This is a genomic window from Arenimonas sp. (assembly GCF_044348765.1).
In the GTDB taxonomy this organism is placed as follows: domain Bacteria; phylum Pseudomonadota; class Gammaproteobacteria; order Xanthomonadales; family Xanthomonadaceae; genus Arenimonas.
On sequence record NZ_JBIKSE010000010.1, the window covers coordinates 30930 to 45801 of the forward strand.

At 59.0% G+C, this 14872-nt stretch carries 14 protein-coding genes and 1 pseudogene; 9 read left to right on the forward strand and 6 right to left on the reverse strand.

Features of this window, described 5'->3' with window-relative positions:
* Nucleotides 1-1191 (forward strand): NAD(P)/FAD-dependent oxidoreductase, encoded by a 1191-nt coding sequence (locus ACIQ0Q_RS03175; RefSeq protein ID WP_395771500.1) that lies wholly within the window; start codon nt 1-3, stop codon nt 1189-1191.
* 58 nt (nt 1192-1249) lie between these two features.
* Complete coding sequence (locus tag ACIQ0Q_RS03180) at nt 1250-1645, forward strand: MAPEG family protein (RefSeq protein ID WP_395771501.1); 396 nt, start codon at nt 1250-1252, stop codon at nt 1643-1645.
* A gap of 67 nt (nt 1646-1712) precedes the next feature.
* Here the strand turns inward: ACIQ0Q_RS03180 and ACIQ0Q_RS03185 are convergent, their stop codons facing one another.
* Together ACIQ0Q_RS03185 and ACIQ0Q_RS03190 are read right to left on the reverse strand one after the other, a co-directional pair.
* A complete protein-coding gene (locus ACIQ0Q_RS03185) occupies nt 1713-2615 on the reverse strand; it encodes a sensor domain-containing protein (protein WP_395771502.1) in 903 nt (300 codons plus the stop codon).
* On the reverse strand, nt 2612-2977 hold the full coding sequence (locus ACIQ0Q_RS03190; RefSeq protein WP_395771503.1) for a PadR family transcriptional regulator: 366 nt from the start codon (nt 2975-2977) through the stop codon (nt 2612-2614). Before ACIQ0Q_RS03190 ends, ACIQ0Q_RS03185 begins: the two co-directional genes overlap by 4 nt.
* A gap of 126 nt (nt 2978-3103) precedes the next feature.
* Here ACIQ0Q_RS03190 and ACIQ0Q_RS03195 point away from each other — a divergent pair, with 126 nt between their 5' ends.
* Nucleotides 3104-3706 (forward strand): methyltransferase, encoded by a 603-nt coding sequence (locus ACIQ0Q_RS03195; RefSeq protein ID WP_395771504.1) that lies wholly within the window; start codon nt 3104-3106, stop codon nt 3704-3706.
* 7 nt (nt 3707-3713) lie between these two features.
* Nucleotides 3714-4613, forward strand: coding sequence for a peptidylprolyl isomerase (locus tag ACIQ0Q_RS03200; RefSeq protein WP_395771505.1), 900 nt, complete (start codon nt 3714-3716; stop codon nt 4611-4613).
* Nucleotides 4614-4641: 28 nt separating this feature from the next.
* Here the strand turns inward: ACIQ0Q_RS03200 and ACIQ0Q_RS03205 are convergent, their stop codons facing one another.
* Both ACIQ0Q_RS03205 and gabT read right to left on the reverse strand, forming a co-directional pair.
* Complete coding sequence (locus tag ACIQ0Q_RS03205) at nt 4642-5247, reverse strand: rhomboid family intramembrane serine protease (protein WP_395771506.1); 606 nt, start codon at nt 5245-5247, stop codon at nt 4642-4644.
* A 108-nt stretch (nt 5248-5355) separates the two neighbouring features.
* Nucleotides 5356-6639, reverse strand: a complete 1284-nt coding sequence (gene gabT, locus ACIQ0Q_RS03210) for a 4-aminobutyrate--2-oxoglutarate transaminase (protein ID WP_395771507.1) — start codon at nt 6637-6639, stop codon at nt 5356-5358.
* 106 nt (nt 6640-6745) lie between these two features.
* Between gabT and bcp the strand changes: the two genes are divergently transcribed.
* The 3 genes from bcp (at nt 6746) to ACIQ0Q_RS03225 (ending at nt 9984) form a co-directional block, all read left to right on the forward strand.
* Nucleotides 6746-7354: a thioredoxin-dependent thiol peroxidase gene (gene bcp, locus ACIQ0Q_RS03215; RefSeq protein WP_395771508.1), complete on the forward strand. Its 609-nt coding sequence runs from the start codon at nt 6746-6748 to the stop codon at nt 7352-7354.
* A gap of 6 nt (nt 7355-7360) precedes the next feature.
* Nucleotides 7361-8248: an EamA family transporter gene (locus tag ACIQ0Q_RS03220; RefSeq protein WP_395771509.1), complete on the forward strand. Its 888-nt coding sequence runs from the start codon at nt 7361-7363 to the stop codon at nt 8246-8248.
* 113 nt (nt 8249-8361) lie between these two features.
* Complete coding sequence (locus ACIQ0Q_RS03225; RefSeq protein WP_395771510.1) at nt 8362-9984, forward strand: long-chain-fatty-acid--CoA ligase; 1623 nt, start codon at nt 8362-8364, stop codon at nt 9982-9984.
* Nucleotides 9985-10065: 81 nt separating this feature from the next.
* Here ACIQ0Q_RS03225 and hutU read toward each other — a convergent pair whose 3' ends face one another.
* Nucleotides 10066-11736 (reverse strand): urocanate hydratase, encoded by a 1671-nt coding sequence (gene hutU / locus ACIQ0Q_RS03230; RefSeq protein WP_395771511.1) that lies wholly within the window; start codon nt 11734-11736, stop codon nt 10066-10068.
* A gap of 76 nt (nt 11737-11812) precedes the next feature.
* Nucleotides 11813-13027, reverse strand: coding sequence for a formimidoylglutamate deiminase (locus ACIQ0Q_RS03235; RefSeq protein ID WP_395771512.1), 1215 nt, complete (start codon nt 13025-13027; stop codon nt 11813-11815).
* Nucleotides 13028-13051: 24 nt separating this feature from the next.
* Here ACIQ0Q_RS03235 and ACIQ0Q_RS03240 point away from each other — a divergent pair, with 24 nt between their 5' ends.
* A complete protein-coding gene (locus ACIQ0Q_RS03240; protein ID WP_395771513.1) occupies nt 13052-14212 on the forward strand; it encodes a CaiB/BaiF CoA transferase family protein in 1161 nt (386 codons plus the stop codon).
* Nucleotides 14209-14872: pseudogene (locus tag ACIQ0Q_RS03245) on the forward strand (imidazolonepropionase); the annotation flags it as partial. The gene ACIQ0Q_RS03240 and the pseudogene ACIQ0Q_RS03245, both read left to right, overlap by 4 nt.

The window sequence follows — 14872 nt, forward strand, 5'->3', positions numbered from 1 at the left end:
ATGGTCTCCGGCGCCCGTGATTCGCAGGTGCTGGTCATCGGTGGCGGTGCCGCCGGTTTGATGTGCGCGGCAACCGCCGGTTACCGCGGCAAGACGGTCACGGTACTGGAAGGCAGCAACCGCTGCGGCAAGAAAATCCTGATGTCGGGTGGTGGCCGCTGCAACTTCACCAACACCGGCACTGCTCCGGATAATTTCCTGTCGCGTAATCCACATTTCTGCAAATCAGCCCTGGCCCGCTACCGCCCTTCTGACTTTATTGGCCTGGTGGAACGGCATGGCATTGCCTATCACGAGAAGGAACTCGGCCAACTGTTCTGCGACGAGTCGTCGAAGCAGATCGTCAAACTGCTATTGGACGAATGTGATTGGGCCGGAGTGCATATCGCCACTGGTATAGCCATCAGTTCGATTCGGTTCGCTGGTGACCGATTCGAAGTCGAAACCGCCCAAGGAATCTACCGCGCCGAAAAACTGGTCGTCGCCACCGGTGGCCTGTCGATTCCCAGCATGGGTGCCAGCGGATTGGGTTACCAGATCGCCCGGCAGTTCGGGCATGCCTTGATTGACACACGGGCCGGGCTGGTGCCGTTCACGCTCAGCGGCAAGCCGCTCGAACAGTATGCCGAACTTGCCGGTGTTGCCTTACCGATCGCGGTACGCGTTGGCGGCACTGAATTCCGCAACGCCCTGTTGTTCACCCATCGCGGTCTGAGCGGTCCAGCCATTCTGCAGATTTCCTCGTATTGGAGTCTCGGCCAGGCCATCGACATCGATTTACTGCCCGGCCGCGATGCCGGCGTGGAATTAATCGCCCTGCAGCAACAAGGCCATAAAGCCGAGCTCAAAACGGTGCTGGCGGAGTGGTTGCCGAAGCGTTTGGCACAATTGCTGTGCACGGCGTTTTTCAGCAACAAACCGGTGAACCAATACAAACACGCCGAACTCCGGGACATCGCCTATGCCTTGCAGCATTGGCGTATTACTCCCAGCGGCACCGAGGGCTACCGCACCGCGGAAGTCACTCTCGGCGGCGTGGATACCGAGGGCGTGTCTTCAAGCAGCTTCGAATCGAAGCATCAGCCCGGCCTGTATTTCATCGGCGAGGTGCTGGATGTGACCGGTCATCTGGGCGGCTACAATTTCCAATGGGCCTGGGCCTCCGGCCATGCCGCCGGCAGCGCGGTCTGAGTTGGCATTCCGGCTGGAAGCGTCTATCATCGCGGAACCACCCTTTCAGGAACACCCCATGGATAACGCCATCCTCAGTGCCGCCTTCATCACCCTGCTCAACGTCCTCGTCCTTTTCATAGCCATGGGCCTGGTTGGCCGCGCGCGCGGCAAGTACGGCATCAAAGCCCCGGCTTGCAGCGGCCACGAACAGTTCGAATGCGCCTATCGCGCGCACATGAATACCGTCGAACAGACCGTGATGTTCCTGCCGGTGCTGTGGATCGCCTCCTTGACCGGCTTCATGCTGTGGGCCCACTGGCTCGGCGCCGCCTGGGTGGTCGGCCGGATCTGGTACGTGCTCGGTTACAACAAAGCCGCTTCGGCGCGCAGCGGCGGCTTCCTGCTCAGCTTCCTGGCTTTCATCGGTCTGTTCGTGCTCAGCGCCATCGGCGTTTACCAGAACATGCATTGATTGCACCAATCCGGTAAAAAGTAAGGGCGGAGAATTCTCCGCCCTTTTTTCGTCTTTGGCTTATGCGTCAGTCCGCACCCGAATCGACCAGCACACGCTTGGCGAAACGGCCGTGCCAGCGGCCGATGAACCGGATGACATGCAGACTGGCGAACAACAGCAGGATGCCGCCGACGAACATGAACGGTGAAGCAATCGCCGAGTCGACGTTGCCCATCGAGATGTTGAAGTGCAGCCATCCCGATTCAGACATCCACCAGAGCAAGGGGGCTGCGATGATACCCATCGAGAACGCCAGCAGGGTCACCGACAGGCTGAAGTACACGACTCCCAAGGGCAGCATCAACACCATGTAAAACAGGCTCAGCCAAGTCCGCGCATCGGTGAACAGCGCTTTGATGCGATCCATCCAGTTGCGATTCTTGGCCTGGTAGAGCGGACGCCGTGGCATGCGCTCACCCAGCAGGGTTTCAACCAGACGGCCTTCCACCAGCGAGATGGCGTACACCGAGGCCATGAACAGGATAAAGAACGGAATGCCGATGATCAGGATCATCAGCCCAGCGCTCATGCTTAAGCCGGTGGTTACCCAGGTGAAGTAGAAAACGCCAGTCGCCAGGCTGAGTAGCATGTAGAACAATGCGCCATAGGTGTGCGGATCGAGCGCCACGGCAAAGAATCCTTTGACCGGCGAAGATGGTTTGGCTTTCTTCGGCGCGGCCAGGGCTTTCTGCACGGTGACCTCGGTATTGCGGTAGATGTCCGCCACCTCCTTGGGATCACCATAGCTGCCGGCGATCTGCGCCAAGAGTTCGGCTTCGGAAACCGCCGGGTTGGCCGCCAGTTCCGAACGCAGATATTCCTCGGCATCGTACAGAGCGTCCTGGACCAGAGCGGCATCGGCGCCTTTCAGGGCATCCTTGAGCATGTCCAGATACTGGGCAATCGTTTTCGGGGTATAGGCGTTCATTGCGGTGCTCCTTCCAGTACGGTGCTAACCAGGGATTGGGTGTTTTGCCAGGTTGCGCGCCAGGCGCTGAAGACTTCCCGGCCGAAATCGGTAATGCGGTAATAGCGGCGCGGCGGCCCGGCTACCGAGGGTTCGACTTCGCTTTGCAGCAGGCCGGCGCCGTCCAGATTTCGCAGCACCGGATACAGGGCACTCTGTTTGCCGGCCAGAATCCCCTCGCCGGCCGATTCCAAGAGCTTGGCGATCTGATAGCCATACAGGGGTTCCTCGGCTTTGGCCAATTGCGCCAAGAGCAGGAATGAAACGGTACCGGCACTCAGTTCCTTTTGGAATTTCTTGACCAGGTTTTCAACATCACTCATAACGCGCTCCACAACAGGATTAAGTAAATACTATCATTAAGTTCACAATACACCATAGGCCAGAAGTCATTGCCGCATAAATCGTAAATTGACGTATGATAATCAATGGTTTAATAGGGAAACTGCATGTCGAAGCCTAAAATGAAAGCCTATGATGAGGCCTATTTCGACCGCTGGTATCGGGGTGAACATGCCTCGGGTGACAAAGGCCTGGCCCGTAAAGTGGCGCTGGCGGTGGCCGTGGCCGAACTGCATCTGGGCCGTCCTATCCGTTCAGTGCTTGATATCGGCTGCGGGGAGGCCCCGTGGCGCAAGCCCCTGCTGAAACTCCGGCCCAGCCTGCATTACCAAGGCGTGGATGCCAGCGAATACGTGGTCCGTCGCTACGGGCGCAGCCGGAACATCGCTCTGGCCGGCTTCGGCCAGATGCAGCAGCTGCGTATCGGACCGCCAGCCGATCTTCTGGTCTGCGCAGATGTGCTGCACTATGTTCCGGGCGCTGAACTGAAACGCGGACTGGAAGGCTTTCCGGAGCTGTGCAGTGGTGTGGCCTACATCGACGTATTCTGCCGCGAGGATGCCATCACCGGCGACTTCAAAGGCTTCATCGCCCGCAGCCGCGCGCAATACCGTAAGCTATTCGACAGCATCGGACTGACCGCACTGGGCAGCCATTGCTATCTGAGCCCGGCCTGTGACAGCCCGGTTTCCGCACTTGAACGCCTGTGAGTCCATCATGAAAACCCCGATACGCACCCTGCTCAGCCTCGCTCTGCTGCTGGCCACAACGCAGCTCTCAGCCGCGGCCAAGGGTAAGACCATGCAGGAAATCCTCGATGCCAGTACCGTCGCCGACTGGCGCACGCCCGAAGCCGACAATCTACTGCTGATGGACATCGCCGGTGGTCGGGTGCTGATTGAATTGGCGCCTCAATTCGCGCCGGAACATGTCGGCAACATCAAAACCCTCGCCCGTGAAGGCTACTGGAACGGACTGTCCATCAACCGCTCGCACGACAACTTTGTCGTGCAATGGGGCGACCCGTCCGAAGATCCGGCCAAAGCCAAATCCATCGGCAACGCCAAGGCGAAACTGCCGGCCGAGTTCGCGCTCACGGGTTTCGACAAGTCCGTGTTCCATCCGGTCAAGGACCGCGACGGCTGGTCGAAACAGGCCGGCTTCATGCACGGCTTTCCGGCTGCTACCGACCGCAAGCAAACCTGGATGACCCACTGCTACGGTGCGCTCGGCGCTGGTCGCGGCAACGAGGCTGACTCCAGCAACGGCACCGAACTGTATGTGGTGACCGGGCAATCGCCGCGCCAGCTCGACCGCAACATCACCGTGGTCGGCCGCGTGCTGCAGGGCATGGAGTACCTCTCGGTGCTGCCGCGCGGTACCGGCCCGCTGGGTTTTTATGAAAAACCGGAGCAACGCACACCGATCAAATCCATCGCACTGGCGTCGACCCTCCCGGAAAACCAGCGACCGCAGCTGGAGGTATTCCGCACCGATACCGCCACCTTCGACGAACTGGTGGAATCCCGCCGCAACCGCAAGGACGACTGGTACCTGAACAAGGCCGGCTTCATCGACCTGTGCAACATCCCTGTTCCGGTACGTACCAAGAAATAAAAAAACCGCCTTCGGGCGGTTTTTTCACTCAGGGATTCATCAGCTTTCCGAGAAATGAAGACAGCGCGCTTGGTTCGACTAGCGCGGTAAACGCAACACCGTAAGCCGCACCCCACAGATGCGCGCTGTGGTTGATGTTATCGCCGCCCTTCCTGTCCAGATACATCGAATACGCGACATAGAGCACGGCATACAGAATGGCCGGTACCGGAATGAAATAGATGTACAGAATCGACCACGGCTGCAGAAGAATATAGGCGAACAGTACCGCCGACACCGCACCCGAAGCACCGAGCGTGGAATAGCGCGGGTTGTTGCGGCGCGGCAGCGCCCAGGGCAGGATTGAGAGAATGATGCCGCCGAGGTAGAACAGGGTATAGCCGAAGCCGGCGAAGTGCGCGTTGAACACCGTTTCCATGACCCGTCCGAAGAAGAACAGGGTGATCATGTTGAACAGCAGGTGCGGGAAGTCGGCATGCACGAAACCGTAACTGAGATACGGGATGTACCTGCGCTTTCGGCGGGCTTGGTAAGGATTCAGCGACCAGCGATACTGAAATGCACGGTCTTGGAAACCAATCCAGGAGATCAGGCAGGTGACGGCGATGATGATGAGATTGCCCGACAGCGACATGGCGGCACCCAAACAGACCTTAAGCGTTCAAGAGTAACCAAAACCCGCCATGCTGCCAAGCACAAAAGGTACCCGCGTGCACGTTTTTACGATTGCGTCACACTTAGCTCAGCCACGAACAGCCCTGAGAGCCTTTTCCAGAATGGCCAGGGCCTCGGTCAGCAACGCGTCTTCGATGGTAATCGGCACCAGCACGCGGATGCTGTTGGCGTAAACGCCGCAGCTGAGCAGAATCAGACCGAGCTCGGCGGCTTTGGCGGTCAGCGCCTTGGAGGCCACGTCATCCGGTGTATTCTCGGTGCCCGGCTTGATCAGCTCGAACGCGAACATGGCGCCCAGATGACGGATTTCGCCGATGCCGAGCGCCGGTTCCTTGGCCAGATTGCCGACGTATGCCGCAAGCGTTTCACCGAGCTTGGTTGAACGCGCAAGGATATTCTCCGAGTCAATGACCTCAAGCACGCCAAGCGCAGCTGCGCAGGCAACCGGATTGCCACCGTAGGTGCCGCCCAGACCGCCGGCTGCCGGTGCGTCGATGACTTCGGCACGACCGACCACACCCGACAGCGGCATGCCGCCAGCCAAAGACTTTGCGGTGGTGATCAGATCGGCCTTGACGTCGAAATGCTCCATGGCAAACAGTTTGCCGGTGCGGGCAAACCCGCTCTGCACCTCATCGGCAATTAGGAGAATGCCATGCTCGTCGCAGATGGCGCGCAGGGCACGCATCAATTCCGGCGGGGCCGGCACGAAACCGCCCTCGCCGATGACCGGCTCGATGATGAACGCAGCCACGCGCGAGGCTTCGATGTCGTACTTGAACAGATTGGCGATGTCCTGCAAGGTGTCGGCCACGGTCACGCCGTGATAAGGATGCGGGAAGCGGGCATGGAAGATGTCGGCCGGGAACGGACCGAAACCGATTTTATAGGGGGCGACTTTGCCGGTCAGGCCGAGCGTGAGCAGCGTGCGGCCGTGGTAACCGCCACCGAAGGCAATCACGCCCGGGCGCTTGGTGTAAGCACGCGCGATCTTGACGGCATTCTCAACCGCTTCGGCGCCGGTGGTGATGAACAGGGTTTTGGCTTTGCCGGCAATCGGGGCGCGCTTGTTCAGTTCCTCGGCCAATTCAATGTAGGGTTCATAGGGCATGACCTGGAAGCAGCTGTGCACCAAGCCTTCCAGCTGTTGCTGGATGCGGGCCATCACTTTCGGATGGCGGTGACCGGTGTTCATGACCCCAATGCCACCGGCGAAATCGATGTAACGCCTTCCATCGGCGTCCCAGATTTCAGCGTTTTCAGCACGCACGGCGAACAGCTGGGTGGCGTTACCGACGCCACGGGCGACGGCATCAACCCGGCGTTGCTGCAACTCGGCATTTTTGCTCATAGTCATTTCCTCAACAGGTGTTTAATATATTAAACACCCGCTTCACGCAATGCAAGCAAGCCGGTACATAGACTAAACTTCCCCTTCATACTGCAAAGGAACTCCCATGCTGGCTCCCGGCGCACCCGCTCCGCATTTCGCCCTGCCCGACCAATCCGGTACGGTTCAAAATGTCAAGTCCTTGAAAGGCAAACGTTACCTGGTCTACTTCTACCCGAAAGATTCCACCCCCGGCTGCACCGTGCAGGCCTGCGGCATCCAGTCGGATCTGGCGCAATTCAACAAACTCGGGATTCCGGTGTTCGGCGTCAGCATGGACTCGGTGGCCAGTCACCGTAAATTCGCCGACAAATACGCCCTGAGCTTTCCATTACTGGCCGACACCGAACGCGCCCTGATCGAGGCTTATGGCGTCTGGGTCGAAAAATCGATGTACGGCAAACATTACATGGGCATCTCGCGCAGCAGCTTCCTGATCGGCAGCAACGGCAAAATCGAACAGGTCTGGGAAAAGGTCAACACCAAGACCCATGCCGCCGATGTGCTGGCTTTCATCGGTGGCGCGAAACCAGAGACGACTGCGGTCAAAAAAACCAGCGCTAAACCAGTGGTCAAAAAAGCGGCCGCCAAGCCCACCGCCGCCAAAAAACCGGTGGTGAAAAAATCCGTGGCCAAGAAAGCGCCGGCGATGAAATCCGCCGCCAAGAAGAAGTAAACGCCGATGCCCCACTCCGCCGCAGAGCGCAAAGCGTTCTGGCAAATCCATTTCTGCGTGCTGCTGTGGGGCTTCACCGCCATCCTGGGCAAGCTGATCACCTTGCCAGCACAGGCGTTGGTGGTGTGGCGCATGCTTTTGGTCAGTGTTTTTCTGGCCGTACTTCCCCGAGTCTGGCGCGGCCTGCGGGTACTGCCACCACGCTTGATCGCCATCTATGCCGGCATCGGTGTCATCGTTGCGCTGCACTGGCTGACCTTCTATGGCGCCATCAAGCTGGCGAATGCCTCGGTGGCGGTCAGCTGCCTGGCGCTCGGGTCCATCTTCACCGCCATCATCGAACCGATGCTGACCGGCAAGCCGCATGCCCGCAGCGAGATCCTGCTCGGCCTGATGGTAATCCCCGGCGTCTACCTGCTGATCGGCGGCGTGCCGCTGTCGATGCATCTGGGCATCGCAGTCGGCATTCTTTCCTCGCTGCTGACTGCCGTAGTCGCCACACTCAACAAACGCTATGTGCATGAGGCCGATCCCGAATCGGTGACCTTCATTGAAATGAGTGTCGGAGCCTTGGCACTGGCCAGCGCAAGTGCATTGTATTTCGGCGTGGATGCCACCTTCATCCGGCCCGATCTCTATAATTTCAGTCTGCTGCTGGTTCTGGCCGTGCTGTGCACCCTGCTTCCGTTCATCCTGTCCTTGCATGCCCTGCGCCATATCAGCGCGTTCAGCACCCAGCTGGCACTGAACCTGGAGCCGGTGTATGCCATCGTCATCGCCGCCCTATGGCTGAGGGAATACCAGGAATTGACCCCGCAGTTCTATGCAGGTGTGGCGGTCATCCTCTCGGCGGTATTCGTGCAGCCGCTTTTGTTGCGGAAAAAGCCGGCCTAGTGCATGTCCGCGGTTTTCGGTGCAGAATAAACCCTGGCGTTCGACGGCAAGCGGATGATCTGGAGCGGCTTGAGGAAATTGCCACCCTGTAAACACCACCACGGAGGAAACCCATGCTACAACCCGGCCTGATGATGGACCGCCCCCTTCTTGTTTCCGGAATCATCGAACATGCCGCCGGCCAGTTCGGCGATGTCGAAATCGTTTCCCGCGAAACCCACGGACCGCTGTTCCGTTATACCTACGCGCAATGCGCGGCACGCTCGCGCAAACTGGCTAACGCTCTGCAGGCACTGGGTCTCGGCCCGGGTAGCGCGATCGGTTCCATTGCCTGGAACAACCACCGGCATATGGAAGCCTATTACGCGGTATCCGGCAGCGGCATGGTCATGCATACCTGCAACCCCAGACTGGCCCCGGATCAACTGATCTACATCATCAATCACGCCGAAGATGAAGTAATGCTGTTCGATGCCACCTTCGCACCACTGGTCAAAGGTATCGCTACGCATTGTCCGAAGGTCAAAGCCTGGGTCTGCCTGAGTGATGCCGCCAATATGCCGGCGCTGGAGGGATTGACCGGACTGCATTGTTATGAAGACCTGATTGCTCCACATCCTGAGCATTACGATTGGCCAGATTTTGATGAGCGTACCGGCGCTGCCCTGTGCTACACCTCGGGAACAACCGGCCATCCGAAAGGCGCGATGTATTCGCACCGGGCCATCGTGCTCAATGCCATGTCGGGCTGTATGCCGGGCGTGATCGGCATCTCCGCGCTCGATACGGTATTGCCGGTCGTGCCGATGTTCCACATCAACGCCTGGTGCATTCCCTATGCCACACCGATAGTCGGTGCACGCCTGGTGCTGCCCGGGCCGCGTCTGGACGGCCCCAGTCTGTACGAACTGATGGAAACCGAACGGGTCACCATCAGCGCAGGCGTTCCCACGATCTGGATGGCCTTGATGCAGCATGTAGAGCAGCACAAACTGAAGTTCAGCAGCATGCGCCGAACGGCCGTCGGCGGTTCGGCGATGCCGCAGGCGCTGATTGCCAAATTCCGCGATGACTACGCGGTGGAAGTACGCCATGGCTGGGGTATGACTGAAACCACGGCCGCCGCCACCATGGGTTTCATCACACCAAAAGACCAGAACTTACCCCGCGATCAGCAACATGCCCTGCTGGCCAAGCAAGGCATGTCACTGTTCGGGATTGACCTCAAGGTAGTTGACGATAACGGCGCGACCCTGCCCCGTGACGGCGTCAGTCAGGGCGAACTGATGGTGCGCGGGCAGTGGGTGATGTCCCGCTATTACAAATCCGAGCAGTCGGCACTGATTGATGGCTGGTTTCCGACTGGCGACATCGCGACTATCGACGCTTCCGGGCGCATGCAGATTCGCGACCGCAGCAAGGATGTGATCAAGTCCGGCGGCGAATGGATTAGCTCGATTGACCTGGAAAACACCGCCTTGCAGCATCCGGGCGTGGCCATGGCTGCCGTCATCGGCGTCAGACATCCGAAATGGGAAGAACGCCCGCTGCTGCTGATTGTGCGCAAGCCGGACACTTCGGTCAGCCGTGAAGACCTGCTCGCCTTCCTCGCCGAGCGCGTAGCCAAATGGTGGGTGCCGGATGAGGTCCTGTTCGTGGACACACTGCCGGTCGGTGGCACCGGCAAGGTGCAGAAGAACGAGCTACGCAAGCTTTATGGCGGCGTGTTCAGTTAATCAGCAGACTCACACCATCGGATAATCTTCACTGGCACAAAAAAACCAAGGACTGGCAATTTCGACAAACATCGGGCCGATTTATGAAACCATCGGCAAATTCAGTCCCTTCTCGCGGGCGCAATCAACCGCAATCTCATAACCCGCATCGGCATGACGCATCACGCCGGTGCCGGGATCATTCCACAGCACCCGCGCCAGCCGCTTGGCCGCCGCTTCGCTGCCATCAGCCACGATGACCACGCCGGAATGCTGCGAATAACCCATGCCCACCCCGCCGCCATGATGCAATGAGACCCAGGTGGCGCCGCCGGCCACATTCAGCATGGCATTGAGCAAGGGCCAGTCGGACACCGCATCGGAACCGTCCTGCATGGCTTCAGTTTCGCGATTCGGGGACGCGACTGAACCGGAATCCAGATGGTCACGGCCGATGACGATTGGCGCTTTCAATTCACCCGAGCTCACCATCGCGTTGAATGCCAAAGCCAGACGGTGACGCTCGCCCAGACCGACCCAGCAGATGCGCGCCGGCAGGCCCTGGAATTCGATACGGTCTTTGGCCATGTCCAACCAGCGGTGCAGATGCGGATCGTTCGGGATCAGTTCCTTCACTTTCGCATCGGTCTTGGCAATATCTTCCGGGTCGCCCGACAGCGCGACCCAGCGGAAGGGACCGATGCCGCGGCAGAACAGCGGACGCACATAGGCCGGCACGAAGCCGGGGAAATCAAAGGCATCGGCACAGCCGACATCCTTGGCCATCTGTCGGATGTTGTTGCCGTAATCGAACACCGGAATGCCCATGTTCTGGAAATGCAGCATGGCTTCCACGTGTACGCGCATGGAGTGCTTGGCGGCTTCCACGGTTTTGGCCGGATTGTGTTTCTGCTCGTCGATGTACTGCTCCCAGGTCCAGCCGGCCGGCAGATAGCCGTGCAGCGGATCATGGGCCGAAGTCTGATCGGTCACCGCATCTGGGCGGATGCCGCGGCGGACTAGTTCCGGCAGGATTTCGGCCGCATTACCAAGCAAGGCCACCGATACCGCTTTGCCTTCAGCGCAGTATTTCTGGATGCGGGCCAGCGCGTCGTCCAGATCATCGGCCTGTTCATCCACATAACGGGTTTTGATGCGCATCTCGATGCGCGATTGCTGGCATTCGATATTGAGCGAGCAGGCACCGGCCATGCTGGCCGCCAGCGGCTGTGCGCCGCCCATGCCGCCCAGGCCGGCAGTCAGAATCCATTTTCCGGTGAGATCGCCGGCATAGTGCTGGCGCCCCATCTCCACGAAGGTTTCATAAGTGCCCTGCACGATGCCCTGCGAGCCGATATAAATCCAGGAGCCGGCGGTCATCTGGCCGTACATCATCAGACCTTTTTTATCGAGTTCGTTGAAGTGTTCCCAAGTCGCCCAGTGCGGCACCAGATTGGAGTTTGCCAACAACACCCGCGGTGCATCCGGGTGCGAGGGAAATACCCCGACCGGTTTACCGCTTTGGATCAATAAGGTTTCATCGTCACCCAGCTCTTGCAGGGTTGTCAGGATTTTGTCGTAACAGGCCCAATCGCGGGCAGCGCGGCCGATGCCGCCGTACACCACCAAGCCCTGCGGATTTTCCGCCACGTCCGGATCCAGATTGTTCTGGATCATGCGGAACGCGGCTTCGGTCAGCCAGGATTTGCAGTTCAGCGTGGTGCCGCGCGGGGCGCGGATGACGCGGCTGGCGTCGAAACGGGGATCGGACATTGTAGGAACTCCAAAGGACTCCCTGCATTATAAACCGGGCGAGACCCAATCACTGGCAAACGCTGCTCGGGAGCAGTTATTCCTCGAGCAATTGCATCATCGCAAGCCGGAATCCGGCAGCAAAGGGCTCACGGAAAACGTGCCGGCCGCCAAGCACACGATCGATGCCGTGCACACTAACGCGTTCAATTAATGGCCGATTGCCGGCGAATACGAAACGTTCCGCCACATCGTCGTGAGTGGCACCGAACAGCACCGGCGCCTCGGCATCAAGCACCATGACATCCGCACGCTTGGGTATGCCAGCTGATTGCCAACCGCCTTTGGCAGCCGCCTCCAGCAGAAAGCGTCCGACTGCAGGCTGTTTCTCGCTCGCGGCGATATTGCGTTGCTGGTGCTTCAGGCGCTGTCCGTACTCCAGCCAACGCAGCTCCTCGGCCACGGATACCGACACATTGGAATCGGATCCGATCGAGAAGCGGCCTTTGGCTTTCAGATAATCCGGCAACGCAAAAAAACCATCGCCGAGATTGGCTTCGGTACTGGGACAAATCGCCACCGTCGCTTTCGATCGCGCCAGGGCTTTCACTTCGCTGGCATGCAGATGGGTCGCGTGCACCAGCGTCCAACGCTGGTCCACCGGCGCATTGTCGAGCAGCCATTGCACCGGGCGGGCACCGCGCACCGCTTCGCATTCCCGCACTTCCACCATCTGTTCGGCAATATGGATATGGATCGGCAGCTCCTGGCCGGCCAATGCCGGCAACAAGGTCTTTAAGGTCGCCTCCGGCACGGCACGCAGACTGTGCAGGGCAACGCCAATTTTTAGCAAGTGGCTTTCCTGCTTCCTGAGGTGCTCTATCAAACGCAGATAGGCTTCCGTGCTGTGACCAAAACGTTTCTGCCCGTCATGCAGGTCGCGCCCATCGAAACCGCCTGTTTGATAGAGCACCGGCAGCAGCGTCAGGCCGATGCCAGCATCTTCGGCGGCACGGATGATGGCCTGAGACATTTCACTGGGATCGGCATAGGGCTCGCCGTCGGGTTGATGGTGTAAATAATGGAACTCACAGACATGGCTGTATCCCGCTTCCAGCATTTCGGCGTAAAGCTGGGCGGCAATGGCATACAGCTGCTCGGGATTAATCCGGCCGGCAAACCGATACATCTGCTCGCGCCAGGTCCAGAAGCTGTCAGCCGGGTCTCCGCGACGCTCGGTCAGGCCGGCCATGGCACGTTGGAAGGCATGGCTGTGACTGTTGGCGATTGCGGGTAAAATGAACCGATCCATGGTCGGTATTGTAAGCGAGAAGCGATGACGGCACTCAGCGGCGTGAAAGTTCTGGATCTGTCCCGGGTCCTGGCCGGTCCCTGGTGCGGGCAGATGCTGGCCGATCTCGGCGCCGATGTCATCAAGGTCGAGTCCTTCGAGGGTGACGATACCCGCGGCATGGGCCCACCATACATCGGCGCTATTTCCGCCTACTTCTCCTGCGCCAACCGTAACAAGCGCTCCATCTGCATCGATCTGCATAAACCGGAAAGCCGCGAAATCATCCAAGCGCTGGTTGAACAGGCCGATGTGTTCATTGAAAACTTCCGCACCGGCACCGCTGAGCGCTTGGGTGTCGGTTATGAAGCGATGCGCGCCATCAATCCGCGCTTGATTTACTGTTCGATATCCGGTTACGGCCGCACCGGACCGGATGCCCAACGCGCCGGGTATGATTATGCCGTTCAGGCCGAAGGCGGACTGATGGCGATTACCGGCGCCCGTGATGGCGCGCCGAATAAAGCTGCGGTTGCGGTAGTGGATTTAGCCACCGGACAAAATGCCGTCATCGCCATCCTGGCGGCACTGCAGCAACGCCACGGCACGGGACACGGACAACACGTGTCGGTTTCGCTTTTCGATACGCAACTGACCTGGTTGGCCAATATCGGCGCCGGTGTTTTGTTCACCGGTAAAGATGCGCCGCGTTATGGTAATGAACACGCCAGCATCGTGCCCTACCAGGATTTCTCCGCCAGCGATCAGCATTTCGTACTGACAGTCGCCAATGAGAAACTCTGGCACGCGCTGTGCGATGCCGTTGGACATCCGGAGTGGATCCATGATCCGCGCTTCGATAGCAACAGCCAGCGCGTATTGCACCGGGATCTGGTCACCGCCAACCTGCAAGCCATCTTCAGTGCGCATCCAGTGGCCTATTGGTTGCAGGCTTTCAGCAATCGCGGCATTCCCTGCGCACCGATTAATTCCGTGAAACAGGCGCTGCATAGCCCCTTGGCTAAAGCTAATGGCAATGTGCTTGAAGTGGATGGCATTCCAATGGTAGCCAGCCCCTTGAAACTTTCCGAGTCCCCTGTGAGCTATCACCAGGCTCCGCCGCAACTCGGCGAGCATTCACAAGCCATACTGACTGAAATCGGCCTAGATTACGGATACTATGCCGCACAGGGAGTCGTTAAATGAAGGTTCTCCGAAATCCGCACGGCGCCATCATACACAGCCATCTAGTCACGCTCGATGGCCCGGATTACGGCATCATCGAAAATGGCATTATCGTCTGGCGCAATGGCCACATTGTTTTTGTCGGAAACGACCGCGCGGCTGCGGAACCCTACCTGCAAGACATCGATACGGTCATCGATGGCCTAGGCCGCTGGCTGACACCGGCAATGATTGACTGCCATACCCATCTGGTGTTCGCTGGTAACCGTGCCAAAGAAGCCGAACAACGGTTGCTTGGCGCCAGCTATGCCGATATCGCCAAAGCCGGCGGTGGTATTCTGTCCAGCGTGCAGCTGACTCGTAACGCCTCGGAACAGGCCCTTTTTGCGGAAAGTCTGCCGCGCCTGCAAGCCTTGTTGAACGATGGCGTCGCCAGTGTAGAAATCAAATCCGGCTATGGTCTGGATCTGGAAAATGAACGCAAGATGCTGCGGGTAGCCCGCCGGCTAGGCCTGGAAACCGGCATGACGGTGAAAACTACCTATCTGGCTGCACATGCCCTGCCCCCTGAATTCAGTGGCCGGGCCGATGATTACATCGACGCAGTCTGCACCTGGATGCCTCAATTGCAGTCCGAGGGATTGATCGATGCTGTCGATGTATTCTGCGAAGGCATCGGCT